Origin of the sequence: Thiothrix sp. (assembly GCF_028714775.1) — a bacterium.
In the GTDB taxonomy this organism is placed as follows: domain Bacteria; phylum Pseudomonadota; class Gammaproteobacteria; order Thiotrichales; family Thiotrichaceae; genus Thiothrix.
In genome coordinates, this window is the sequence record NZ_JAQTLS010000002.1 from 99,525 (window position 1) to 125,395 (window position 25,871).

Sequence of the window (25,871 nt, forward strand, 5' to 3'; positions counted from 1 at the left end):
TAGTTTTACCAACTCAGCCGTGGAGCCGCAATAAGCATGATGGAACATAAGGTGTGGGATAAAGGGAGTATCACTGCGGTGGTATTGGCGGGTGGGCAAGGTAGCCGCATGGGTGGGCAGGACAAGGGCTTGCTGCTGTTCCACGGTCGCCCGCTGGTGGAACACATCCTTGATGGTTTGAAACCGCAAGTCGGAAAAAGCCTGATCAGCGCCAACCGCAATGCCGACACCTACCGGCGTTATGGATGCATGGTCATTGCCGATACGGTGGAAGGCTTCCAAGGGCCGCTGGCAGGTTTTGCCGCTGCTATGCGGGTGGCAACCACGCCTTACATCCTCACCGTGCCATGCGATGCCCCATCCATGCCGCCCGATCTGGCGCAACGCTTACTGACGGCACTGCAAAGCGAAGGGGCGGAATTGGCTGTTGCGCACGATGGCATCCGCCTGCAACCCGTTTATGCGCTGTTGCCCCTGTGCCTGCTGGATGATTTACAAGATTTCTTAGCGCAAGGCGGGCGCAGCCCAAGGGAATGGTATGCCCGCCACCGCATGGCAACGGTGGATTTTTCCGATTGCGCTGCCAGTTTCAGGAACATGAATACCCCCGCCGACAAGCAGATGTTGGAAGGGCAAGTGCCGCTGCTGGGCTTTTGCGCTTACAGTGGCACGGGCAAAACCACCTTGCTGACTCAATTGATCCCGCTATTGAAAGCCGCCGGGCTGCGCATTGCGGTGGTCAAGCATACCCACCACGTCATTGACCTCGACAAACCGGGCAAGGACAGCTACCGGATGCGCGAAGCGGGGGCGCAACAAGTGGTGCTGGCTTCGCACCAGCGTATCATTTCCATGCGCGAAGTCGGGGGCGGTCGCCAGCGCGAAGCCTCGCTTGCTGATGCCATCAGCGGGATTATGGCGGCAAACGTTGACCTGATTCTGGTGGAAGGTTTCAAACACGAAGCCTTTCCCAAGATTGAATTGCACCGCCCCAGTTTGGGTAAGCCGCTGATGTTTCCTACCGATGGCAATGTGATTGCGCTGGCGACGGATGATGCGGCATTGGAAGTTCCTGCGCATTTGCCTAGGCTTGATCTTAATCAGCCGGAAACGGTGGTGGATTTTATTTTGGCGAGGATAAAGCAGCCACTCACGCCACATCCTTGACTTTTGGCAGATAGATGGCGGATATTGAGGTTTTACAGCCAAAAGTGGCAGATAAAATGGCGGATAACTCAAGCAACCACAAAGATCGAATCCTACAAGCGCTCCGTGAATTAGGCGAACCTGTCGCCCTATCGGACATCAAAGCGAAACTGGGCGACATACCAGAGCGGACATTACACCGCTGGTTGGCGCAATGGGTGGCAATAGGCGAGGTGCAAACCGCTGGTCAAAAGCGGGGACGGCGTTATTTCTTGCCAACACAATTCTCACCATTAGCGCCCGCAGCCAGTTCACACCTGTTGTTTTCAGCGGCGGCAATGCCTTTCATTGAGCGTGTCCGCCAGCCATTGATGACCCGCTCGCCGTGTACCTATGACAATGCATGGTTTGATGCTTACCAACCGAATGAAACCTTCTATTTGGATGCCGATCAACGTCAACGCCTGATGCAACAGGGCAGAAAAGTCAGCGATGAATTACCGGCGGGCACTTACGCACAGCGTATTTTCAACCGTTTGCTGATTGACCTGTCCTACAACTCGTCACGTTTGGAAGGTAACACGTACTCGCTAGTAGATACCCAAAAGCTGTTGTTGGAAGGGCTTGAAGCCGATAACAAGCTGGATGAAGAAAAAATCATGCTGCTGAACCACAAGGATGCGATCCGCTTTCTGGTGGAAGGCATCAACCGTCTGGAAATCAGCACGGATAACATCCGCTCCTTGCATTACTTGCTGTCAGATGGTTTGGTTGTTGCTGGTGCTGCGGGGCAAATACGCAGTGACAGTGTGCGCATTGCCTCCAGCACTTACATGCCGATGGATAACCGCGAACGGCTGGAAATGCAGCTCACCCGCATTGCAGATAAAGCCCGCCGCATCCATGACCCGTTTGAACAAAGTTTTTTCCTGCTGGTACACATTGCTTACTTGCAAGGTTTCATTGATGTCAATAAACGCACGGCGCGGCTGGCCTGCAATATCCCGCTGGTGCGGCATAATCTCGTGCCGCTTTCTTTCAACGACATCGACAAGGATGATTATGCCTCGGCAGTGTTGGTGACTTATGAACAGCATGAAGTCCGTCCACTGGCGGAGCTGTATATCTGGTCGTATCTGCGTTCCTGCCAACTGTACAGCGTCACGGCTGAAGCGATAGGTATTGATCCGCTGCGGGTGCAATACCGGCAAACCCGCAGGGGAGTGATCAGGGAAGTTGTGCAGCAATTACTACACGGTGATGCATTGGAAAGTTATATCCAGCAACAAGTTGAAGCACTTGTGCCCGCCATTCACCACGAAAAATTCATGGCAGATCTGCGCTACGACCTTGAACACCTTGCCCCGCATAACATTGCAGGGATGGGGTTTTCGCGGCAGGAACTGGAACGCTGGCAGCAAGCATTTTGATGCGTTAACGCTATTTCCTCCCAACCTTTTCCCAACCTCCGCCGTCTATGCTGTCTCTCCAAGGCTAGGGCAAGTGTTTGGAGGCACTTCCCCTGATGCCGTTATTAACGTGTAAGAGAGGAGAGGAATCATGCAATACGCAAATCCGAATACTGAAGGTGCGGTCATCAACTTCAAACCGCGCTACGAAAACTTCATTGGCGGCGCTTGGGTTGCCCCGGTGAAAGGCGAGTACTTCGACAATATTTCCCCAGTGAATGGCAAGCCGTTTTGCCAAATCCCGCGTTCCAGCGCCGAAGACATTGAGCTGGCACTGGATGCTGCCCACGCTGCCAAAGATGCATGGGGCAAAACCTCGGTGACGGCGCGTTCCAATATCCTGCTGAAAATCGCTGACCGCATCGACGCCAACCTTGAATTGCTGGCAGTCGCGGAAACATGGGACAACGGTAAAGCGGTGCGCGAAACCCTCAATGCGGACGTGCCGCTGTCATCCGACCATTTCCGTTATTTTGCAGGCTGCATCCGTGCGCAAGAAGGCACGTTGGGCGAACTCGACGAAAATACTGTGGCTTACCATTTCCACGAGCCGCTGGGCGTGGTTGGGCAAATCATCCCGTGGAACTTCCCGCTGCTGATGGCGGCATGGAAACTTGCCCCAGCGCTGGCGGCAGGTAACTGTATCGTGCTGAAACCGGCAGAACAGACCCCGGCTTCGATTCTGGTGCTGATGGAATTGATTGCTGATTTGCTGCCCGCAGGCGTGTTGAATATCGTCAACGGTTTCGGCGTGGAAGCAGGCAAAGCGCTGGCAACCAGTACCCGCATCGCCAAGATTGCCTTCACGGGTTCTACGCCGGTCGGTTCCCTGATTATGAAATACGCGGCGGATAACATTATCCCGTCCAGCGTGGAACTGGGCGGCAAATCGCCTAACATTTTCTTTGCCGACGTGATGGATCAAGAAGATGCGTTCGTCAGCAAGTGCGTGGAAGGTGCGGTGCTGGCGTTCTTCAACCAAGGTGAAGTTTGCACTTGCCCATCACGCTTGCTGGTGCAGGAATCCATCTACGAAAAATTCATCGGCATGGTGCTGGAGCGTTCCGCGCAAATCAAACGTGGCAACCCGCTGGATACCGAAGTCATGGTCGGTGCACAGGCTTCCCAAGAGCAATACGACAAAATCCTCAGCTACATCCAAATCGGTAAAGAAGAGGGTGCAGAAGTCATTACGGGCGGTGAAGTTGAGCAAATCGGCGGCGACTACTGCAACGGTTTCTACATCCAGCCCACCCTGCTGAAAGGCACGAACGACATGCGTGTGTTCCAAGAGGAAATCTTCGGGCCAGTCGTTTCCGTTGCTACCTTCAAAGACGAAGCGGAAGCACTGGCGATGGCCAATGACACCGAATTCGGTTTGGGCGCAGGCGTGTGGACGCGCGACATGAACCGCTCTTACCGCATGGGGCGTGGCATCCAAGCTGGGCGCGTGTGGACAAACTGCTACCACCTGTATCCTGCACATGCGGCGTTCGGTGGCTATAAAAAATCCGGCGTAGGCCGCGAAACCCACAAGATGATGCTCGACCATTACCAACAAACCAAAAACTTGCTGGTGAGCTACGACATCAACCCGTTGGGCTTCTTCTAAACTTTCTCCTCGCGTGTGGTGCGCAATGCGCGGGTCGGGTTATGCCTGACCTGCGCTTCTTTGTTTGCCGAACAATATCCACGCCGTCACAATGAGCGCAGCCGAGAAGGAAACCAACGCCCAATTGGCGAGAGAAAGGCCAAGAATCACCAATTCCTCGTCTTCGCACAAACCGCTGACCGCAAACAAGCTGGGCACGTTATCGCTCAGGAAGTAAACAAACTGTTCAATCAAACCGGGTTGGCTGCCTGCGCAAGAAGCACTACCGGGCGGCTGTAACTGCAACCACGTTTGATAGCTTGCTGTCCCCGTTCCCGTTCCCGCCAGCAAGAAGACGAGCCGACCTACTATCCATGCCTCGACACCACTGGCGGCAAGCAAACCGAACACCGCAATCAGCATGAACAGCAGCCGCTGGAAAATACACAAATAGCAAGGGTGAAGGCCAAGCAGGGCAGTCAGCGCAAAGCTGCCGATTACGAGGCTCAGCGCGGCTAAGCCAATGGTGAGCCAGAGAGTTTTATGGGGCAGTGTCAGCATTTGTAGGGGCATCCTGTGTTTTTTTATCCCACAAGTGTAGTCCGGCTGTTGTATGGGAGGGATGACAAAAGGCAAACAATCGCTGCTTTTTCGTGCCTCGCATTTTCTTGTCCATCATGAAATAGTCTGGATTTTTTTACGATGCGTCGTAAAATGGATTAAAGCAAATCATTATTTATCAATTGGTTATTGTGTGAGTTCTGTGTATTGGAATGGATTGTTTTACTGTGGTGGGGGCGCTGAACGTGCTGGTGGAAACGTTGTTGATGCGGCTGGTTTTAGCAAATCCTGTAACCACCCGCATCTCTCCTTGCCAATAAAACATGCTATCCTGCACCCAGCAAACCAATGGAATTTCCACATGCGCAGGGTCATAGGGCTATTCATTTTCCTCTTCATGTTAATGGTCGGTGTCATTCCGCCTGTGTATGCCGTCAATGCTCCTGAGGAAGCCAAGGAAGAAACCGTCAGTAAAGACAGTTTTGACGCTTACAAAGAGCTGGCAGATACCAAGCTGGATGCCGCGAAAGAATCCCTACAAAAAGACATTCAAAACTTCACAACTCGTGTTGAAGGTCAGGATAAACGCATTGACCAGCTAAACTCAGGAATTGATCACTCTCTGGCACTTCTTGGTGTACTACTGGTTTTGGCTGGTGTAATCAGCTTTTTCTCATTCCGTAACGCTGCGCGTAAGCAAGCACTGGATGAAGTAAAAGCGTGGTTTGCAGAACACGAACAATCCTTGAGTGACCGAAAGCAGGATTTAACCAACAAAATGGACGGATTCAATCAGCATATCCTTGAATTACAAAAACAAGTTCACGACCAAGCTGAAAAAATCCGAGAGATGATGAAGGAATTGGAAGACAGGCTTCTTGCCGAGTCTGATGAACTGGTCAAAAAAATTAGTGCATCACCGCAGGTTTATGATTCACCAAAAGCTGATGCACCTCCACTTTCCCTTCTTAGTCATATCAGGCTACATAATATTGATAGTTATGACTCTCTAAAAACTGATGTGCCGCTGCTTTCCCAAAAGGAAGCCGCGTTATTGGCAAAAGCAGCCGACAAGACTCAACATAAACCTGAAGCAGATCGAACTTTTGCAGACTGGAACCGCTTAGCATTCGCTGCGACCAAGAATAATGAAAAAGATCGAGCTATCACTTACTGGGAGAAAGCTCTAAATGCTCCTGATGTAGATGATTCGAAAATTGCCAAAACGTTACTTAATATTGGGATGGCATGGTATTACTTGGGGAAATATCAAAAAGTAATTGAAGTATATGATCAACTGCTAGACAGTTTTTCCAACTCCGCCGTCCCTAGTGTACAGGAGCAGTGCGCTATAGCGCTGGTCAACAAGGGCATGACACTGGGGGGAAAACTCAATGACCCGCAGGGCGAGGTGTCGGCCTATGATGAGTTGCTGCAACGTTTTGCCGTCTCCCTTGTCCCCAGTGTACAGGAGCAGTGCGCTATAGCTCTGGTCAACAAGGGCGTAACACTGGTACAAAAGTTTAATAACCCGAGGGGCGCGGTAGCGGCCTATGACGAGTTGCTGCAACGTTTTGGTGATTCCACCTTCCTCAGCTTGGAGGAGCAGTGCGCCAAAGCGCTAATCGGCAAGGGCATAACGTTGGGCAGGATGGGCGATCTGGCAGGTGTAGTTGCATGTTACGACGAACTGTTGGCACGTCACAGCCAATCCGGGAATCCAGCAATCCGCAAGCTATGCCAATCCGCAGAGGCAAATATGGCGGAGTTGCTGCTGGTATCAGGTGGGAATACCGAAGCCATTCCAAAGATACGGCAAGTGTTGGAACGGGTAGACGCCACCAATCAGGAGTTTGCCATCATGCACTTCCTGCTATGGTTGGCAGGAACGGATTCCTCGGTTTCTAATGTACTGACAGCCATTCGCGCCTCGTCGTCAGAAGTGCAATTCACTTGGGACTGGACTGAAATTCGTCCGCTGGTGGATAAACTTCCCGAACCGCGCAAAACCCAAACCGAATGCTTCATTGCTTTCTTCGGGCAGCATCACGACATCGCAACATTAGAACAATGTCTGGTGGCAGTGTCGAACTAAAACCAAACAGCTCTCCCAGTTGACCTGTCGCATCCTCTGTTGTCATAATGTCAACATGAAAGCCAAGCGCATACTCAAAGACCGTACCGTTTACGAAGGCGGGTACATACAGGAAATGGTTATATGGGAAGTGCCGCAACCCGTCGCAGGCAGCGAACACCTATACAAATACCGCCTGTTCTTCGGCCTGCCCGGAGAGCGGATTGTCGGTTATGACAACGAACGCCCCAAGGGAGATCATCGGCATTACGGCGAACGGGAAGAGGCGTACCCCTTCACCACGATCCAAAAGCTGATTGAGGATTTCATAACCGATGTACGGGAGCAAAGGAGACAATACTATGCAAGCCAAGACTAAACGCACCCTCGAAATCAAAATCCTCACCGAAGAGCAGGCCATGCAAGCTTCCGCTGCCCGTTTTCTGGATGCTTGGGGTAAGGGCGAATACGCAGGTGAATACCTGACTTTCACCTCACCCGGAATGTTCTTTGATGTCATCAACTCCCGCCGCTGGGATTTGGTGGTTAAACTGCAAAAGCTGGGTAAAACCAGCATCCGTGAACTGGCGCGGCAGGTGCAGCGCGATGTACGGCGAGTGCATGATGACATCAAAATCCTGATTGAACACGGTATTGTGGAGCAGGATGTAGGTGGTGTTTATGTTCCCTTCGATGCAATTCATGCGGATTTTACATTGGTGGCGGAAGCAGCATAGTTGCCGTGTTCGCCATCACCGAATCAGCCGCAAAAAGGCGGTTTGTGTAGCGGGCACATAGGGAACCCGCCATAATCACAGCCTTGATCCCGATACGGCGAACACGCATGTCCAACGACCTCAAGCAACGCAACAATCCCCTGCACGGCCTCACGCTGGAGGCGATACTCACCGCGCTGGTGGCGCATTTTGGTTGGGCGGGATTGGCGGAACGCATTCCCGTGCGCTGTTTCAGCAGCGACCCCAGCATTACGTCCAGCCTAAAGTTTCTGCGCAAAACCCCGTGGGCACGCGAAAAAGTGGAAGGGCTTTACGGCTTTATGCAACGTGAGATTCACCGCGCTAACAAGGGCGACCCCTCTGCTGGCTAAATGTTGAAACACCTCCGCGACCTCACCTTCCGCAATCGCTTCCATGCTTTGGGGGCGCACTTTTACAGCGAATTCCAACCGCAGGGGCTGGAAAACCCGACGCTGGTGTGCAGCAACGCCGACGTGGTGCAGCAGTTGGGTTTGCACGCGAATGAAGTGAACACAGATTTATTCCTGCAAGTATTCAGCGGCAATGCGCTGTTGCCGGGGATGCAGCCATTGGCGCAGGATTATGCGGGGCATCAGTTTGGACATTTCAACCCGTTCTTGGGGGATGGTCGTGCGGTATTGCTGGGAGACGTGGAAACATCGGGCGGCATCGTTGACCTGTACCTGAAAGGCGTGGGCAAAACGCCGTATGCGCGGACTGCCGATGGGCGAGCGGGGTTACGTGAATGCCTGCACGAATTCGATACCACGGAACAGTTGGCGGCTTTGGGTGTGCCGACCGCGCGGTGTTTGTGCGTTACTTCCGCCAGCCAGCAGGTGTACCGGCAAGGCTTTGAACCGATGGCGATGGTGACGCGCATTGCCCCCAGCCATGTACGTTTCGGCACGTTTGAAAACTATTTCTTCCAGAAAAACCCGGCGGCATTACGGCAGTTGGCGGATCATGTGATTGCCTGCCATTTTCCGACGTGTGTAGCGGAAGGGGAGGCGCGTTATGCAGCGTTTTTCCGTGAGGTGGTGTTGCGCACCGCACGCTTGATTGCGCATTGGCAGGCGGTGGGGTTTGTGCATGGGGTGATGAATACCGACAACCAGTCGATCCTTGGCATCACCTTGGATGTGGGTGTAAGCACGTTTACCCCGGCGCGTGATCCCCTGTGTGTCAGCCACCCGGACGATGAGCATGGGCGTTATGCCTTCGGGCAGCAACCCGTGGTGGGCTTGTGGAACTGCAATGTGCTGGCGCGGGCGCTTTCCCCGTTGGTTAGGGTGGATGCGTTACGCAGTGCTTTGCTGGTGTATGAGCCGGAATACTTGCGCCATTACGCCGCGCTCATGTCAGAGCCTGACGGGGCGTGATACCAATTCCGCCAGCCGTTCGCGCACCAATTCGCTGCCGCCGGTGCTGTGGCAGAGTTTTTCCATCAATACCGACGGGTCTTGGCAAGAATCCAATGCCCGCCCCATCACCGCATCAATGCAATGCCGCCATTCTTCCAACTCCGGCGAAGCGGATTGCGGCAGGAAGGAACCCCGGTACAGCGCAAACGCTTCGGTGCTTTGCTGTTGGCGCAATACCTGCCACACGTGGATGAAGTCAGCCCACACCGGAACTTGCAAGCGGTAAGGGCGCGACCCGATCTGCCCGTCCAGCAAACGCCGCAAATGCGACAATTCCGCTTTCAAAGTGGTGGTGGAAATCGGTTGGTCGCCATACAGCGCGGCATGGAAACCTTCCAGTGTCAGCCCTTGCGGATTTAGTGCTAACAGGCACAGAATTTCCACCTGCCGCATCGGCAAGCTCAAGGGTTTACCCCGAAATAACACACGGGGTTGCCCCAGTGCATGGATTTCCAATTCCGCCCGTGATAAATGCAGTGGCAGGCTGTTGGCAATCGAACGCGCCAAGCCCGCGACGGCGGCTTGCCCCAGCGGGGTGTGTTTGTTCCAAGTGGTGGAAATGTCGAGCACACCAAGCGTTTCGCCCGATTGCGGATGCACGATAGGTGCGGCGTAACATACCCAGTCATGCACATAGGAAGAATAATGTTCGGCGGAAAACACCGTTACCGGACGGCGCAGCGCGACCGATAAGCCTACTGCGTTGGTTCCGGCAGAGGGTTCGTCCCAGCACCCGCCTTGGGTAAAGTTCACACTTTCGGCACGTTTACGCATGTGGTTGCTAGCAAATGTCCACAGCAAGCGGCCTTGGGGGTCGGCAATGGCAGCGACTAAAGAGCCTTCTTTCGCCAATTGCATGACCTCGCCTTGCACTTGCAGCGCGGCTTGGCGCAAAGGGGAACTGTTCCACAAGTGGTGGATGGTGTAAGCGTCTTCCAGTGGGGCATGGTCTTGGCGGGGATTGACATGATGCAGGCTGCGTTGCCACGAGGCAACAATTTCCCCTTGGAGGTTGCCAGTTTTGAGCAATGGGCTGCCCACCACGAAACGGCTCCACGCGGTTTCGGTCACACGCCTGCGCTGCGTGAGTGAGGTTGCTACCTCCTGCTGCATGATTCTCCTCCTTGCGCTGTTGGTGGTGTGTTTGGTTTTATTTTATTTCAAGCGCTTGTCTATGTGCGGATTGCTCCAAGCTAACCTTTTATTGGGTGTCTGGCAAGTACTGCCAGAAAAAACAAAAAAGGGAGCCGAAGCCCCCTTTTGCACCTATTTTGTGGGGGCTTGCCTTGGCAGGTGAAAAGACTTCCCGTAGGATGAGTTCTTCCGACGTTGCCAAGTGCTACATTTGATAGGATGCGACAGGTTAACAATATGGATCACGGTAGCTTTAGGATTTGCTCATGACGACAACAGAAAGCCAGATCGAACAGGGTTTGATTGCCAAGCTGACCGATCTTAAATACACCTACCGCCCCGACATCCGTGACCGCGACACGCTGGAACAAAACTTCCGTGCCAAATTCGATGAACTCAATCGGGTGCATTTGACCGACGGTGAGTTTGCGCGGTTACTGGATCAGATCATTAGCCCTGATGTATTCGCCGCCGCGCAACACTTGCGCGAACGTAATAGCTTTGAGCGTGATGACGGTACGCCACTCCACTACACCCTCGTCAATATCAAAGACTGGTGCAAAAACACCTTCGAGATAGCCAACCAACTGCGTATCAACACCGAGAACAGCTATCACCGCTATGATGTGATGCTGCTCATTAATGGTGTACCTGTGGTACAGATCGAACTCAAAACCTTGGCAATCAGCCCACGCCGCGCTATGCAGCAAATCGTGGATTACAAAAATGATGTGGGCAATGGCTATACCAAGACCTTACTCTGCTTCCTGCAATTGTTTATCGTCAGCAACCGCAGTGATACGTGGTATTTCGCTAACAACAACGACCGCCATTTTAGCTTTGATGCAGACGAACGTTTTTTACCGCTCTACCAATTTGCGGATGAAAGTAACCGCAAGATTACCCATATCGACCACTTCGCTGACCATTTCCTGACGAAGTGCGTTCTCGGCGAAATGATCAGCCGTTACATGGTGCTGGTTGCCAACGAGCAAAAACTGCTGATGATGCGCCCTTATCAAATCTACGCTGTTCGGGCGATTGTGGATTGCATCCACCAAAGCTGTGGCAATGGTTATATCTGGCACACCACTGGCAGTGGCAAAACCCTGACTTCATTTAAAGCATCCACCCTGCTCAAGGACAATCCCGATATTGAAAAATGCTTGTTCGTGGTTGACCGCAAAGACCTCGACCGCCAAACACGGGAGGAATTCAACAAGTTTCAGCAAGGCTGCGTTGAAGAAAACACCAATACCGAAACCTTGGTACGGCGGCTGCTTTCCAGCGATTACGCCGACAAGGTAATCGTCACCACCATCCAAAAGCTCGGTCTGGCACTCGATAGCACCAACAAGCGCAACTACAAAGCCAAGCTCGAACCCTTACGCCATAAGCGCGTCGTGTTCATTTTCGACGAATGCCATCGTTCCCAATTCGGCGAGAACCACAAAGCGATTAAGGACTTTTTCCCGAATGCCCAGCTTTTCGGTTTTACGGGTACGCCGATCTTTGAAACCAACGCCAGCTACCAGCAGATCGAAGCGCAAACCGCGTCGTTCAAAACCACGCAAGACATTTTCCAGCAACAACTTCATGCCTATACCATCACGCACGCCATTGAAGACCGTAATGTTTTGCGTTTCCACATCGACTATTACAAAGCAGAAGGCAATGCCAAACCGAAAGCGGGTGAAACGCTGACACAAGAAGCCGTGGTTAAAGCGATTCTGGATAAGCACAACGCGGCGACGGCGGGGCGTAAGTTCAACGCGGTTCTGGCAACGGCTTCCATCAATCACGCGATTGAGTACCACCGCTTATTCAAGGAAATCCAAGCGCAACGGCAAGCACAAGACAGCGATTTTGTGCCGTTGCATATTGCCTGCGTGTTCTCGCCGCCTGCCGAAGGCAATAAGGATGTGCAGCAGATTCAGGAAGATTTGCCGCAAGAAAAGGCCGATAACCAAGATGCACCGGATGAGAAAAAAGCCGCACTCAAAGCCATTATGGCGGATTACAACGCTCAGTACGGCACGAACCACGACATCAATAACTTCGACCTGTACTACCAAGATGTGCAAAAGCGCATCAAAGACCAACAATATTCCAACCACGACTACGCCCACCAGCACAAAATCGACATTGTTATCGTAGTGGATATGCTGCTGACGGGTTTCGACTCCAAATACCTGAATACCTTGTATGTGGATAAAAACCTCAAGTACCACGGGCTGATTCAAGCCTTCTCTCGCACCAATCGCATCCTCAACGACACCAAACCTTACGGCAATGTGCTTGATTTCCGTAGCCAACAAGCGGCGGTGGATGACGCGATCAAGCTATTTTCAGGGGAACAAAAAGACCATGCCAAGGAAATCTGGCTCGTCGATTCGGCTACCGCTGTGATTGGCAAACTGGAAAATGCGGTGGCGAATTTGGATAAGTTCATGGCTTCGCAGGGCTTGGAAAGTGCGCCGGAACAAGTCGCCAACCTCAAAGGCGATGAAGCCCGCAGCCAGTTCATCAACCTGTTCAAAGAAGTGCAGCGGCTCAAAACCCAGCTTGACCAATACACCGACCTCACCCCAGAAAATGCCGAGAGCATTGAACAGGTTATTCCCGAAGACCAACTGCGGGCGTTCCGAGGGGTTTATCTGGATACTGCCCAGCGGCTCAAGGCACAACAAGCCAAGAACAACGACAGTGCCAGCGCGGTACAGCAGCTTGATTTCGAGTTCGTGCTGTTTGCTTCCGCTGTTATTGACTATGACTACATCATGGGGCTGATTGCCCGCTATACCGAAGGCTCGTCGGAAAAACAGCAAATGACCCGCGACGAACTGATCGGGCTGATTGGTTCAGATGCCAAATTCATCGACGAACGCGCAGACATCGCCGCCTATATCAACACCCTCACCATCGGGGCAGGCTTGAGCGAGCAAGCCATTCGGCAAGGCTATGAAACCTTTAAAAATGAAAAGTCCGCCCGCGAGCTGGCAATCATCGCCGACAAACACGGTTTGGAAGCAGCCACCTTGCAAACCTTTGTCGATAGAATTATGCAGCGCATGATTTTCGACGGCGAAACCTTAAGCGACCTACTCGCACCGCTAGAACTAAGCTGGAAAGCCAGAACCAAAAAGGAATTGGCATTGATGGAAGACTTAACACCGCTGTTGCACAAACTCGCCCAAGGGCACGACATTTCGGGGTTAGCAGCGTATGAATAACCAAACAAATACCTGCATCCTCAAACTACGTTTCCCCGAATTTCGCAATGCACCGGAGTGGGAGTTAACCTCACTTGGTACAAAAGCTATCAAAATTGGCAGTGGTATTACTCCTAACGGTGGAGAAAAAAACTATAAAAATACTGGTCGCCCATTTGTTCGGAGTCAAAATATTGGGTGGGGGTATTTAATACTGGATGATATTGTCTTTATTGATGATACGACACATTCAAAATTTTCTGCTACAGAAATCAAGAGCGGTGATGTTTTCCTAAATATTACAGGTGCTTCAATTGGTCGAAGTGCAGTTGCAAATTACAGCGTTCAAGGTGGAAATGTAAATCAGCATGTTTGTATCATTCGCACCAAACAAACAGAATTAAAACCATTTTTTTTGAATCAATACTTGCTATCCCAAGATGGACAGAAACAAATTGATAGTTTTCAAGTTGGTGGCAATAGACAAGGACTTAACTTTGCTCAAATTCGATCCTTTTGCTTGCCTTTAACTTCGATAGAAGAACAACAAAAAATCGCCGATTGCCTTTCTTCCATCGACGAACTTATCACCGCACAAACGCAAAAACTCGACACGCTTAAGACGCATAAAAAAGGGCTGATGCAGCAGCTTTTCCCAGCGGAAGGTGAGACTGTGCCGAAGTTGCGGTTTCCTGAGTTTCTGGATGCGGGAGAGTGGGAAGAAAAGACCATTCAAACATTAATTGATGAAAATATTATTATCGGTCATTTAGATGGGAATCATGGTGAATTATATCCAAAAGCTGAAGAGTTTTCGCAAAATGGTATTCCATATATTTCAGCTAATGACTTTATTGCGGGCGTTGTTGAGTTTGGCAAATGTAAGCGTATTCCAATGCAACGAGCATCACAATTTAAAAAAGGCGTAGCAAAAGACGGAGATATTCTTTTTGCACACAATGCAACAGTTGGGCCGGTAGCAAAACTAAATACAGATTTACCATTTGTTATTTTGAGTACAACTGCTACATATTATCGTTGTGATAATGATTTGTTGATAAATGACTTTCTGAGATTTTCCATTACCAGTCAATATTTTATACAGCAGTATTCAAAAGTCATGTCTCAGTCTACGAGGAACCAAGTTCCAATAACAACTCAAAGAAAATTTTTCATTAACCTTCCAAACCCTAATGAACAGAGAAAAATTGCGGATTGTTTGGCTTCGGTGGATGCGTTGATTGCGGCGCAAGCGCAGAAGATTGAGGCACTGAAACAGCATAAGAAAGGCTTGATGCAGCAGCTTTTTCCGGCGGCTGAGGAGGTGGCGGGGTGAGTAATAGACCACTTTCCATGAATAGATTGGTGCAACGGTTACGCGGTGACTTGGATAACCCAACAAAGCCTAGTCATTTTGTGTTGCTCTACGCCTACAGCGGCACGGGTAAAACGCGGCTGTCGATGGCTTTCAAGGAAGCTGGCAAGAGGAAAAGAGGCGTTCAACGCGATACGCTCTACTTCAATGCCTATACCGAAGATTTGTTTTCTTGGGACAATGATCTTGCTGGCGACACCGAGCGCGTTTTGCGAATTAACGCAGCGTCACGTTTCTTTTCCGGCTTCAAAGAACTGTCGTTAGAAGAAAAAATACGCCCTTTTTTGTACCGTTATGCCGATTTCGATTTCAGGATCGACTACGAACAGTGGACGATTACCTTTTCCCGTGGTGACACCGATCATATTAAAGTTTCGCGGGGTGAGGAAAACATCTTCATATGGTGTATTTTTTTGGCGATTTGCGAATTAGCGATAGATGGTGCGGAAGCCTATAGCTGGGTGAAGTATCTCTACATCGACGACCCGATTTCCTCACTGGATGACAACAACGCCATTGCCGTAGCCAGCGATTTGGCTCAATTACTCAAAAGGGGCAAAGATCGCGTAAAAACGGTGATCTCCTCCCATCACGGGCTGTTTTTCAATGTGATGTGCAACGAATTCAAAAAGTCATCACACAAGAAATATTTTCTGCTCCGTGGGACTAATGCGGATAGCTACAACTTACATACGTTGGGAGAAAAAGATGACACCCCCTTCTTTCACCATGTAGCCATGTTAAGCGAACTGCAACAAGCCTCCGAATCGGGCAAGCTGTATACCCACCATTTCAATATGCTGCGCAGCATCATGGAAAAGACCTCCAGCTTTTTTGGCTACAACGATTTTTCTGCCTGCATTCACGGCGTAGATGATGAAGTGTTGTATGCCCGCGCCTTGAATTTGCTGAGTCATGGCAAATATTCGGTCTACGAACCAAGGGAAATGGTCAGTGACACCAAAATATTATTCCAAAGAATACTAACGGCTTTTCTGGAACGTTACCGTTTCCATTTGCCTGAGCTACTCACTGAAGCTACCACACAACAGAGCCAACCATGATGGAACAAGACAAGAATAAACTGGACGATACCCCCGTGGCACTCACTCCCTTACCTGCGGGTTATCAAGACTGGCTTGCCAGCCTCAAAACCCGCATCCACACCGCGCAACAACGTGCAACACTGGCGGTTAACCGCGAACTGGTATTGCTGTATTGGCAGATAGGGCAGGAAATTTTAACCCGCCAATCCACGCAAGGCTGGGGCGCGAAAGTGATTGATCACCTAGCGCACGATTTGCGTGTTGCCTTTCCTGAAATGAAAGGGTTTTCACCGCGCAACCTCAAGTACATGCGAACTTTTGCCCAAAACTGGGGCAGTAGTGAATTTGTGCAAGAGGTGCTTGCACAATTGCCGTGGTATCACCACATCACCTTGCTGGACAAGCTCAAAACCCAAGCGACACGCGAGTGGTATGCCCAACAAGCCATCACCCACAACTGGTCACGTAATGTACTAGTGATGCAGATAGAAACCAACTTGATGGATAGAAGCGGCAAAGCCGTCAATAACTTTGCCCAGTGCCTACCAGCTCCCCAATCGGATTTGGCACGGGAATCACTAAAAGACCCGTACCGTTTGGACTTTTTGGGTTTAGGACAAGATGCCCAAGAGCGGGCTGTCGAAGCCGCATTGGTTGAACACATTACCCAATTTTTACTGGAACTGGGGGCTGGCTTTGCCTTCGTGGGCAAGCAAGTTCATGTGGTGGTGGGCGGGGAAGATTTTTATCTGGATTTGCTGTTTTACCACCTGAAATTGCGTTGCTATGTGGTGGTGGAACTCAAAGCAGGGGATTTTAAGCCGGAACATACTGGGCAGATCAGTTTTTATTTGAGCGCGGTTGATTCCTTGCTGAAACACCCTGATGACCAACCTTCCATCGGGTTGTTGCTGTGCAAAAACCATAACCGCATCGTGGCAGAATATGCTTTGCGTGATAGCCATAAACCGATAGGTATCGCCCAGTATCAACTAGGCGATGCTATCCCATCTGAACTTAAAATTGGTTTGCCCACTATTGAGCAAATTGAACAAGAACTCAGTAATAAAACACCCTCACAAGATAAAGCAAACCATGACTGATCAAGACCAAAAGAAACTGGGTAGCACCCTTTGGAACATCGCCGATGATTTGCGGGGCGCGATGAATGCGGATGACTTCCGTGATTACATGCTTTCCTTCCTGTTCCTGCGTTACCTTTCTGATAATTACGAAGCTGCCGCAAAGAAAGAACTGGGTTCCGACTACCCTGATAATAAGGATATTCCGAATATCGCGCCCTTGAGTATTTGGTATCAGGATTATCAGGAGGATGTGCCGGAGTTTGAGAAGCAGATGCGGCGCAAGGTGCATTACGTCATCCAGCCGGAATTTTTGTGGAGCAATATTGCGGAAATGGCTCGTACTCAAGACGGGGAGCTGCTGCACACGCTACAAAAAGGCTTTAAGTACATCGAAACCCAGTCATTTGAAAGCACCTTTCAGGGGTTGTTCTCGGAAATCAATCTGGATTCGGAGAAGCTCGGCAAAAAGTACCCGGAGCGCAACGCGAAACTCTGTACCATCATCACTAAGATTGCCGAGGGAATTGCTAAGTTTTCCACCAGTAGCGACGTGCTGGGCGATGCTTATGAATACCTGATAGGGCAGTTCGCAGCCGGATCAGGCAAGAAGGCGGGTGAGTTTTATACGCCACAACAGCTTTCCAGCATCCTTTCCGAAATTGTAACACTAGACAGTCAAGACCCGACCACGGGTAAGAAAAAACGATTAGATAAAGTCCTCGACTTTGCTTGTGGCTCTGGCTCGTTGCTACTGAATGTGCGTAAACAATTAGGGGTGCATGGTATCGGTAAAATCTACGGGCAGGAAAAAAACATCACGACCTACAATTTGGCACGCATGAATATGTTGCTGCATGGGGTGAAAGATTCCGAGTTTGAGATTCATCACGGCGACTCACTTCTCAACGACTGGAATGTTCTTAAGGAAGCGAATCCCGCCAAGAAACTTCATTTTGATGCTGTCGTTGCCAATCCCCCCTTCAGTTACCGCTGGGAGCCGACTGAGGCATTAGGTGAGGATTTCCGCTTCAAAAATTATGGACTTGCGCCCAAATCCGCAGCCGACTTTGCTTTCCTCTTGCACGGTTTCCACTACTTGGGCAAAGAAGGCACGATGGCAATCATCCTGCCACACGGCGTACTGTTCCGTGGTGGTGCGGAGGAACGTATTCGCCGCAAGCTGTTGGAAGATGGCAATATTGACACCGTGATTGGTTTGCCCGCGAATCTGTTTTTTTCAACAGGCATTCCCGTCTGCATTCTGGTATTGAAAAAGTGTAAGAAGCCAGATGATGTACTATTCATCAATGCCAGCGAACATTTTGAGAAAGGCAAACGCCAAAATCGTCTATTGCCGGAACATATCGACAAGATCATTGCCACCTATCAGTTCCGTCAGGAAGAAGACCGCTATGCGCGGCGCGTGCCAATGGAGGAGATTGCCGCCAACGACTACAACCTGAATATTTCGCGCTACATCAGCACGGCAAAAGCAGAGGAAGAAGTCGACTTGCAGGCAGTTAATGCCGAATTGGTCAGGTTGGGAAAAGGGATTGTGGAAGCTACCCAGAAGCACAATGAATTTCTGAAAGAACTTGGTTTGCCTGTTTTGCCGCTGGGCATTTAGGGGACAGCACTAATCATCCGATGTCACACCATAAAAAAGGGAGCCGAAGCCCCCTTTTTATACCTATTTTGTAGGAGCTTGCCTTGCAAGCGATTGCCAGCAGGGCTGGCTCCTACAACGACCGGCTTACGACACTTTCGGGTCGAGCTTGCCAGCTTTGTACAGGCCGAACATCACTTCCAGTGAAGTTGGCTGGATTTTGCCAGCCATACCCGCAGAGCCGAAAGCTTCAAAGCGGTCTTTACAGATGCCTGACATGGCTTTGGTCGCTTCTTTCAGGAATTTGCGTGGGTCGAAGTTGGCTTTGTTGTCAAACAGGTGTTTGCGGATTGCGCCTGTGGATGCCATACGCAGGTCGGTGTCGATGTTGACTTTGCGCACGCCGTGCTTGATGCCTTCAACGATTTCGGAAACCGGCACGCCGTAGGTTTGGCCCATGTCGCCGCCGTAGTTGTTGATGATTTCGAGCCAATCTTCTGGAACAGAAGAGGAGCCGTGCATAACCAAGTGGACGGTTGGGATGCGGTCGTGGATTTCTTTCACACGGTCAATACGCAGTACGTTGCCGGTAGGCTTCTTGGTGAACTTGTATGCACCGTGGGAAGTGCCGATCGCGATTGCCAGCGCGTCAACGCCAGTTTTCTTGACGAAATCAGCCGCTTCTTCCGGGTCGGTCAGCAGTTGGGAATGATCCAACACGCCTTCAGCACCGTGACCGTCTTCTTCGCCCATCATGCCTGTTTCGAGTGAACCCAAGCAACCCAGTTCGCCTTCGACGGAAACGCCGCAAGCGTGTGCCAGTTCAACCACTTTGCGGGTGGTGTCAACGTTGTATTCGTAGCTGGAAGGAGTTTTGCCATCAGCCATCAAGGAACCGTCCATCATGACGGAGGTGAAGCCAGACTGGATGGAGCGGAAGCAAACGGCAGGTTCCGCACCGTGGTCTTGGTGCATACAAACTGGGATGTGCGGGTACATTTCAACCGCTGCTTGTACCAAGTGGCGCAGGAACGGTTCGCCAGCATAAGAACGCGCACCGGCAGAGCCTTGCAGGATAACCGGGGAGTTGCACGCATCTGCTGCTTGCATGATCGCGTGGATTTGCTCCATGTTGTTTACGTTGAACGCTGGCATCCCGTAGCCGTTTTCAGCCGCGTGATCCAGTAATTGGCGCAATGAAATCAAAGCCATGTTGTTCTCCTTAAAATGTTAGTTAAAACGTTAAGCTGTATGTTTGGTGTTAGCCGTTCTGGTGTTCGCCGACGCGCAGTATTTTGAGCTGGTTTGTCCCACCTTTCGCCCCCATCAGGTCGCCTTTGGTGATGATGACCAGATCGCCAGTTTCCACGATACCTTCCTGAATCATCAGCTCGACGGCTTGTCGGTTGGCTATTTTCGGGTCTTTCAGCGGTTCGTGCAATTTTACTGGGTAAACGCCCCGGTACATGCTGACCCGCCGGGCAGCCTCATCACTGGAGGCCAGCGCGTAAATCGGGATGCCGGAACTGATCCGCGACATCCACAACGGGGTCGAGCCAGATTCCGTCAGTGCCGCAATCGCCCGCACATTCATGTGGTTAGCGGTGTACATGGTCGCCATCGCAATGCCTTCGTCGATGCGTTCAAAGCGCTCTTCCATGCGATGCCCGGAACGGCGGGTTTCGATGGAATTTTCCGCTTCTTCGCAGATGTCCGCCATCGTTTTTACCACCAGCGCAGGGTGTTTGCCGGTCGCGGTTTCGCCGGAAAGCATCACCGCATCCGTACCATCAATGACGGCATTCGCCACGTCGAAAACTTCCGCCCGCGTGGGGATCGGGTTTTCGGTCATGGTTTCCATCATCTGGGTGGCGGTAATGACTGCGCGGTTGAGCTTGCGGGCTTGGCTGATCAGGCACTTTTGCGCCCGTGGCAACTTGGCGTCACCAATTTCCACACCTAAGTCGCCGCGAGCAATCATGATTACGTCGGAGGCGAGGATGATGGCATCGCGGATTGCGCCTTCCATGGTTTCAGCGCGTTCCATCTTGGCAACAATCGCAGCCCGCCCACCAGCTTCCACCATTAGGCGACGTGCTTCATTGATGTCGTCGGCTGAGCGCGGGAATGAAACGGCGAGAAAATCAACGCCGATATTGGCAGCAACTTGGATGTCTTCCCGATCTTTGTCGGTCAGTGCGGCGGCACTTAAGCCCCCGCCACGGCGGTTCAGCCCTTTATTGTTGGACAGAACCCCACCATTGACGGCGCGGGTATGGATTTCATTGCCCTGAATGGCGATGATAGCCAAGACAATGCGCCCATCATCCAACCAGAGTTCATCCCCGACTTTGACATCGTGAATCAGTTCTTTGTAACCCAAACCGACCCGTTCTTGCGTGCCTGCATCGTTGGCGAGGTCTGCATCCAAGATGAAGGTATCGCCGGGTTTCAGGGTGATTTTGCCATCCTGAAAACGGGCAATGCGTAATTTTGGCCCTTGCAGGTCGCCGAGAATACCGACGATGCGCCCCGCTTTCCGCGCCAATTCACGCACCAGTTCGGCACGAGCCGCGTGTTCTGCGTGGGAGCCATGCGAAAAGTTTAGCCGCACGACATCTGCCCCTGCCCGGATAATGGCTTCAATGGCCTCCGGTGTGCTTGTAGCTGGCCCCATGGTCGCTACAATTTTAGTCCTTCTCAATGTATTACCTATTAACTGTGTGCTGTAAAGTGCTTAGTTTATGCTTGTTCTATGACATTATGTAGTGTGAAAAATGAAGCCGCACACTGGCGGCTTCATTAGTAGCTGTGATCAGCCTTTAGCGCGTTCTTCCAACATCGCAACGGCTGGGAGGACTTTGCCTTCGAGGTATTCCAAGAAAGCGCCGCCAGCGGTAGAGATGTAAGAGATTTTGTCGTAAATGTTGTACTTTTGGATGGCTGCGATGGTGTCGCCGCCGCCCGCCAGTGTGAAGGCTTTGGTTTCAGCCATTGCCATTGAAATGGCTTTCGTGCCTTCGCCGAATTGGTCGAATTCAAATACACCAACCGGGCCATTCCATACAACAGTGCCAGCATTCATGATGATGTCGACCAGTTCCTGTGCGGATTTAGGGCCGATGTCGAAAATCATGTCGTCGTCAGCCACGTCTTTCGCATCTTTCAATTCTGCCGGTTCGGCTGGGTCGAATTTCTTGCCGCAAACCACGTCAACAGCGATCGGAATGATTGCGCCACGAGCAGTCATTTTCTTGATCAGCTCTTGTGCCGTTGGTACGAGGTCATCTTCGCACAGGGATTTGCCGACATTGTGGCCTGTAGCTTTCAGGAAGGTATTGGCAATGCCGCCGCCAACAACCAACTGTTCGCATTTTTCAGACAGCGCTTCCAGAACGGTCAGTTTGGTGGAAACTTTGGAACCACCGACGATAGCAACCATTGGACGGGCAGGGTTTGCCAGTGCTTTGTCCAGTGCAATCAGTTCTTCCGTCAGCAAGATACCGGCAGCGGCGATGGGGGCAAATTTACCTGCGCCGTGGGTGGAAGCTTGTGCGCGGTGAGCTGTGCCGAAAGCGTCCATGACGAATACATCGCACAGGGCAGCATATTTCTTTGCCAGTGTTTCGTTGTCTTTCTTTTCACCTGCGTTGAAACGCACGTTTTCCAGCAGTACCACTTCGCCTTCCGCTACGTCAAAACCACCGTCGATGTAGTCTTTGATCAGGCGCACGGTTTTGCCCAGCTTGGCGCTCATGTCTTCGGCAATCGGTTGCATGGAGTTGGCTTCATCCACTTCACCTTCGGTCGGGCGACCACGGTGGGACATGACCATGACTTTCGCACCCGCTTTCATCGCGTGTTCAATGGTTGGCATGGATGCAGTAATACGGGCGTCGGAAGTAACTTTGCCGTCTTTGACAGGTACGTTCAGGTCGGCGCGGATCAGGACACGTTTGCCTTTCAGATCCAAGTCGGTCATTTTTATGAAAGCCATGTGGTGGAACTCCTTGCAGAAATCAAATCAGTCAAATAAAGCGGGTAAGGTGTGAGGTGCTTTAGTTGACGAATTTGGAGACCCTCACCCCAACCCCTCTCCCGCGAAGCGGGCGAGGGGCTAAGATTTCCCCTGTTGTTCCCCCTCGCCCGCTTCGCGGGAGAGGGGGCTAGGGGGGGAGGGTTTCTTAGTTCGCTGCTACGTGCTCAACAAAGCGCAGCATGTTCGCGGTATAGCCGTATTCGTTGTCGTACCAAGCCACGACTTTCACGAATGTGCCATCCAGCGCGATGCCAGCTTCAGCATCGAAAATGGAAGAGAAGCCAACGCCACGGAAGTCAGTGGAAACCACTTTCTCGTCGGTGTAGCCCAAAGTCTTGCTCATGTCGCCAGTAGTAGCGGCTGCTTTCATCGCTGCACAGATGTCTTTGTAAGACGCTTCAGTGTTCAGCTCAACAGTCAGGTCAACTACAGACACGTCAGAAGTAGGAACGCGGAACGCCATGCCAGTCAGCTTGCCTTTCAGCTCTGGCAGAACAACGCCAACCGCTTTTGCTGCACCTGTGGAAGATGGAATGATGTTTTCCAAAATACCACGGCCACCGCGCCAGTCTTTCATGGAAGGGCCGTCAACAGTTTTCTGGGTAGCAGTCGCAGCATGGACAGTAGTCATCAGACCACGCTTGATGCCCCACTTGTCGTTCAGAACTTTAGCAACAGGAGCCAAGCAGTTAGTGGTGCAAGATGCAGCAGAAATGATCGCTTGACCTGCGTAAGTCGTGTGGTTTACGCCGTAAACGAACATTGGCGTAGTGTCTTTGGAAGGTGCAGACATAACCACTTTCTTCGCGCCCGCTTCGATGTGTTTTTGGCAACCTGCTTCGTCAAGGAAGAAGCCGGTGCATTCCAGCACGATGTCTACGCCGATGTCGCTCCACTTCAGGTTAGCTGGGTCGCGTTCAGCAGTCAGGCGTACTGTTTTGCCGTTTACGACCAAGTTGCTGCCTTCAACCGCAACATCACCGTTGAAACGACCGTGTACGGAGTCGTATTTCAGCATGTACGCGAGGTAATCAGGTGCGAGCAGGTCATTGATACCGACTACTTCGATGCCAGGGAAATCTTTTGCAATAGCGCGGAAAGCCATACGACCGATACGGCCAAAACCATTGATACCAACTTTAATCGTCATGGGGAACTCCTCTAAACTCACTTAGATAAATCAGTAGGCAGGCTTCCCCTCCTCAGAGGAAGCCGCCTTGGGTGTGCGGTTACGCTGCGTTGCTGGCAGCTACGCTGATTGCGCCGAGTACATTTTCAACGGTGAAGCCAAACTGCTCGAACAACAGGTTCGCAGGGGCAGATTCGCCGAAGGTGGTCATGCCAACCACTACGCCGTTCAAGCCAACGTATTTGTACCAGCCGTCGCCGATAGCGGCTTCAACCGCAACACGGGCAGTAACTGCTTTAGGCAGCACGGATTCTTTGTACGCCGCATCTTGCGCATCGAATACGTCGCAAGAAGGCATGGAAACCACGCGCACTTTCTTGCTGGACTTCGCTGCTGCTTGCATAGCCAGTTCAACTTCAGAACCAGTCGCAATCACGATCACGTCAGGTGTGCCGTCGGTGTCTTTCAACACGTAGCCACCTTTGGCGATGTTAGCAAGTTGCTCAGCAGTACGAACTTGATGCTTCAGGTTTTGGCGCGAGAAGATCAGGGTGCTAGGGCCTTTGTACTCAATCGCGTGTTTCCAAGATACGGCAGTCTCAACCGCATCGCAAGCACGCCAGACGGACATGCGCGGGATCATGCGCAGTGTAGGGATTTGCTCAACCGGCTGATGGGTAGGGCCGTCTTCGCCCAGACCGATGGAGTCATGGGTGTAAACGAAGATGCTTTGGATTTTCATCAAAGCCGCCATACGCAGGGCATTACGTGCGTATTCGGAGAACATCAGGAAGGTCGCGCCGTAAGGCAACAAGCCGCCGTGCAGTGCCATACCGTTCATGATCGCGCTCATACCGAATTCGCGCACACCGTAAGACAGGTAGTTGCCGCTGAAATCTTGCGCTTTATGATGCCCAGGACTGATGTGCTTGCTGGACTTGTTGAAAGTGTTGTTGGAAGGCGTCAAGTCAGCCGAGCCGCCGAGGAACTCAGGCAGCAACGGTGCGAACGCATCCAGTGCATTTTTGGAAGCCACGCGGGTCGCTGGTGATTCTGCTTTCGCATCAATCGCAGCAATGGCTTTCGCGGATTCTTCAACCCAGTTAGCAGGCAATTCGCCAGCCATGCGGCGTTTGAATTCAGCCGCTTCCGCAGGGTAAGCCGCTGCGTATGCCGCAAATTGCTCATTCCATGCTGCTTCTGCTGCTGCACCTTTGGCTTTCGCGTCCCAACCTTCGTAAACGTTGGCAGGAATCTCGAATGGGCCAGGTGTCCAACCCAATTGGGCGCGGGTCAAGGCAATTTCAGCGTCACCCAGTGGTGCGCCGTGGCAGTCGTGTGAACCTGCTTTGTTCGGTGAGCCAAAACCGATAGTGGTTTTGCAGCAAATCAGGGATGGCTTGCCAGTTTCAGCGCGGGCAGCTTCGACAGCCGCTTTGATCGCGTCAGCATCGTGACCATCAACGTTAGCAACGACGTGCCAGCCGTAAGCTTCAAAGCGCTTAGGGGTGTTGTCTGTGAACCAGCCGTCCACTTCACCGTCGATGGAAATGTTGTTGTCATCGTAGAAACAGATCAGTTTGCCCAAGCCCATTGTGCCTGCGAAAGAGCACGCTTCGTGGGAAATGCCTTCCATCAAGCATCCGTCGCCCAAGAACACGTAGCTGTGATGGTCAACGATGGTGTGACCCGGCTTGTTGAATTGCGCAGCCAAGATTTTTTCAGCCAATGCCATACCAACGGCGTTGGTGATGCCTTGACCGAGTGGGCCGGTAGTGGTTTCAATGCCCGGTGCATAGCCGTACTCAGGGTGGCCTGGGGTTTTGGAATGCAGTTGGCGGAACGCTTTCAGGTCGTCCATTGACAGGTCATAGCCAGTCAGGTGCAGTACGGAGTACGGCAGCATGGAACCATGCCCATTAGACATGACGAAACGGTCACGGTTAGCCCACGCAGGGTTTTGTGGGTTGTGGGACATGTAGTCGTTGTAGAGGACTTCAGCGATGTCCGCCATGCCCATAGGTGCGCCCGGATGCCCGGAATTCGCTTTTTGTACGGCATCCATAGCCAAGACGCGGATTGCATTAGCCAGCTCACGGCGTGTAGTCATTGACGGGTCTCCTGTAATTTCAAGTATCGTTTTAACCCATCTCTAACGTGGTGATGGGATATGTAAGGCGTAACCCCCGCCGTCTGTATCTCAAGTGATGCAGCGCAGCAAAGAT

The 25,871-nt window shown here is 51.6% G+C and carries 20 protein-coding genes; 13 read left to right on the plus strand and 7 right to left on the minus strand.

Features of this window, described 5'->3' with window-relative positions; all coding sequences use genetic code 11:
• Nucleotides 1–36: 36 nt before the first annotated feature.
• The 3 genes from mobA (at nt 37) to PHE17_RS02035 (ending at nt 4,227) form a co-directional block, all read left to right on the plus strand.
• Nucleotides 37–1,167: a molybdenum cofactor guanylyltransferase MobA gene (mobA, locus tag PHE17_RS02025; protein ID WP_301014141.1), complete on the plus strand. Its 1,131-nt coding sequence runs from the start codon at nt 37–39 to the stop codon at nt 1,165–1,167.
• A gap of 56 nt (nt 1,168–1,223) precedes the next feature.
• Nucleotides 1,224–2,576 (plus strand): Fic family protein, encoded by a 1,353-nt coding sequence (locus PHE17_RS02030; protein WP_301014142.1) that lies wholly within the window; start codon nt 1,224–1,226, stop codon nt 2,574–2,576.
• Nucleotides 2,577–2,706: 130 nt separating this feature from the next.
• Nucleotides 2,707–4,227 carry an aldehyde dehydrogenase family protein gene (locus PHE17_RS02035; RefSeq protein WP_301014143.1) on the plus strand — a complete coding sequence of 507 codons (1,521 nt, stop codon included), beginning with the start codon at nt 2,707–2,709 and terminating at the stop codon, nt 4,225–4,227.
• A 39-nt stretch (nt 4,228–4,266) separates the two neighbouring features.
• Here PHE17_RS02035 and PHE17_RS02040 read toward each other — a convergent pair whose 3' ends face one another.
• A complete protein-coding gene (locus PHE17_RS02040; protein ID WP_301014144.1) occupies nt 4,267–4,767 on the minus strand; it encodes a disulfide bond formation protein B in 501 nt (166 codons plus the stop codon).
• 61 nt (nt 4,768–4,828) lie between these two features.
• Between PHE17_RS02040 and PHE17_RS02045 the strand changes: the two genes are divergently transcribed.
• From PHE17_RS02045 to PHE17_RS02065, 5 genes are all read left to right on the plus strand, one after another.
• Nucleotides 4,829–6,862: a tetratricopeptide repeat protein gene (locus PHE17_RS02045; RefSeq protein WP_301014145.1), complete on the plus strand. Its 2,034-nt coding sequence runs from the start codon at nt 4,829–4,831 to the stop codon at nt 6,860–6,862.
• A gap of 55 nt (nt 6,863–6,917) precedes the next feature.
• The gene (locus PHE17_RS02050) at nt 6,918–7,220 is read left to right on the plus strand and encodes a DUF6516 family protein (protein WP_301014146.1); all 303 of its coding nucleotides are present in this window, start codon (nt 6,918–6,920) and stop codon (nt 7,218–7,220) included.
• Nucleotides 7,204–7,578: a hypothetical protein gene (locus PHE17_RS02055; protein ID WP_301014147.1), complete on the plus strand. Its 375-nt coding sequence runs from the start codon at nt 7,204–7,206 to the stop codon at nt 7,576–7,578. Before PHE17_RS02050 ends, PHE17_RS02055 begins: the two co-directional genes overlap by 17 nt.
• Before the next feature lie 107 nt (nt 7,579–7,685).
• Nucleotides 7,686–7,949, plus strand: coding sequence for a VF530 family protein (locus PHE17_RS02060; protein ID WP_301014148.1), 264 nt, complete (start codon nt 7,686–7,688; stop codon nt 7,947–7,949).
• On the plus strand, nt 7,950–8,978 hold the full coding sequence (locus PHE17_RS02065; protein ID WP_301014149.1) for a protein adenylyltransferase SelO family protein: 1,029 nt from the start codon (nt 7,950–7,952) through the stop codon (nt 8,976–8,978).
• Here PHE17_RS02065 and PHE17_RS02070 read toward each other — a convergent pair.
• Entirely contained in the window at nt 8,958–10,133 is a 1,176-nt protein-coding gene (locus PHE17_RS02070; protein WP_301014150.1) for a helix-turn-helix domain-containing protein, read from the minus strand. The genes PHE17_RS02065 and PHE17_RS02070 overlap by 21 nt on opposite strands.
• Nucleotides 10,134–10,420: 287 nt before the next feature.
• On the opposite strand from PHE17_RS02070, the gene PHE17_RS02075 reads away from it, so the two are divergent.
• From PHE17_RS02075 to PHE17_RS02095, 5 genes are read left to right on the plus strand one after another with little or no spacing between them, the layout of a single operon-like run.
• Complete coding sequence (locus PHE17_RS02075) at nt 10,421–13,387, plus strand: type I restriction endonuclease subunit R (protein ID WP_301014151.1); 2,967 nt, start codon at nt 10,421–10,423, stop codon at nt 13,385–13,387.
• Nucleotides 13,380–14,702 carry a restriction endonuclease subunit S gene (locus PHE17_RS02080; RefSeq protein ID WP_301014152.1) on the plus strand — a complete coding sequence of 441 codons (1,323 nt, stop codon included), beginning with the start codon at nt 13,380–13,382 and terminating at the stop codon, nt 14,700–14,702. The genes PHE17_RS02075 and PHE17_RS02080 overlap by 8 nt, the downstream gene beginning before the upstream one ends.
• The gene (locus PHE17_RS02085; RefSeq protein WP_301014153.1) at nt 14,699–15,805 is read left to right on the plus strand and encodes an AAA family ATPase; all 1,107 of its coding nucleotides are present in this window, start codon (nt 14,699–14,701) and stop codon (nt 15,803–15,805) included. The genes PHE17_RS02080 and PHE17_RS02085 overlap by 4 nt, the downstream gene beginning before the upstream one ends.
• Nucleotides 15,802–16,890, plus strand: coding sequence for a PDDEXK nuclease domain-containing protein (locus tag PHE17_RS02090; protein ID WP_301014154.1), 1,089 nt, complete (start codon nt 15,802–15,804; stop codon nt 16,888–16,890). The genes PHE17_RS02085 and PHE17_RS02090 overlap by 4 nt, the downstream gene beginning before the upstream one ends.
• The gene (locus tag PHE17_RS02095) at nt 16,883–18,499 is read left to right on the plus strand and encodes a type I restriction-modification system subunit M (RefSeq protein WP_301014155.1); all 1,617 of its coding nucleotides are present in this window, start codon (nt 16,883–16,885) and stop codon (nt 18,497–18,499) included. The genes PHE17_RS02090 and PHE17_RS02095 overlap by 8 nt, the downstream gene beginning before the upstream one ends.
• Nucleotides 18,500–18,625: 126 nt before the next feature.
• On the opposite strand, the gene fba is transcribed toward PHE17_RS02095, so the two are convergent.
• The 5 genes from fba to tkt form a co-directional block, all read right to left on the minus strand.
• Entirely contained in the window at nt 18,626–19,690 is a 1,065-nt protein-coding gene (gene fba / locus PHE17_RS02100) for a class II fructose-bisphosphate aldolase (protein ID WP_301014156.1), read from the minus strand.
• A 49-nt stretch (nt 19,691–19,739) separates the two neighbouring features.
• The gene (gene pyk, locus PHE17_RS02105) at nt 19,740–21,182 is read right to left on the minus strand and encodes a pyruvate kinase (RefSeq protein WP_301014157.1); all 1,443 of its coding nucleotides are present in this window, start codon (nt 21,180–21,182) and stop codon (nt 19,740–19,742) included.
• Between the two features lie 111 nt (nt 21,183–21,293).
• The gene (locus PHE17_RS02110) at nt 21,294–22,475 is read right to left on the minus strand and encodes a phosphoglycerate kinase (RefSeq protein WP_301014158.1); all 1,182 of its coding nucleotides are present in this window, start codon (nt 22,473–22,475) and stop codon (nt 21,294–21,296) included.
• A 187-nt stretch (nt 22,476–22,662) separates the two neighbouring features.
• Nucleotides 22,663–23,667 carry a type I glyceraldehyde-3-phosphate dehydrogenase gene (gene gap / locus PHE17_RS02115; protein ID WP_301014159.1) on the minus strand — a complete coding sequence of 335 codons (1,005 nt, stop codon included), beginning with the start codon at nt 23,665–23,667 and terminating at the stop codon, nt 22,663–22,665.
• A 79-nt stretch (nt 23,668–23,746) separates the two neighbouring features.
• Nucleotides 23,747–25,756, minus strand: coding sequence for a transketolase (gene tkt, locus PHE17_RS02120; RefSeq protein WP_301014160.1), 2,010 nt, complete (start codon nt 25,754–25,756; stop codon nt 23,747–23,749).
• Nucleotides 25,757–25,871: the final 115 nt, after the last annotated feature.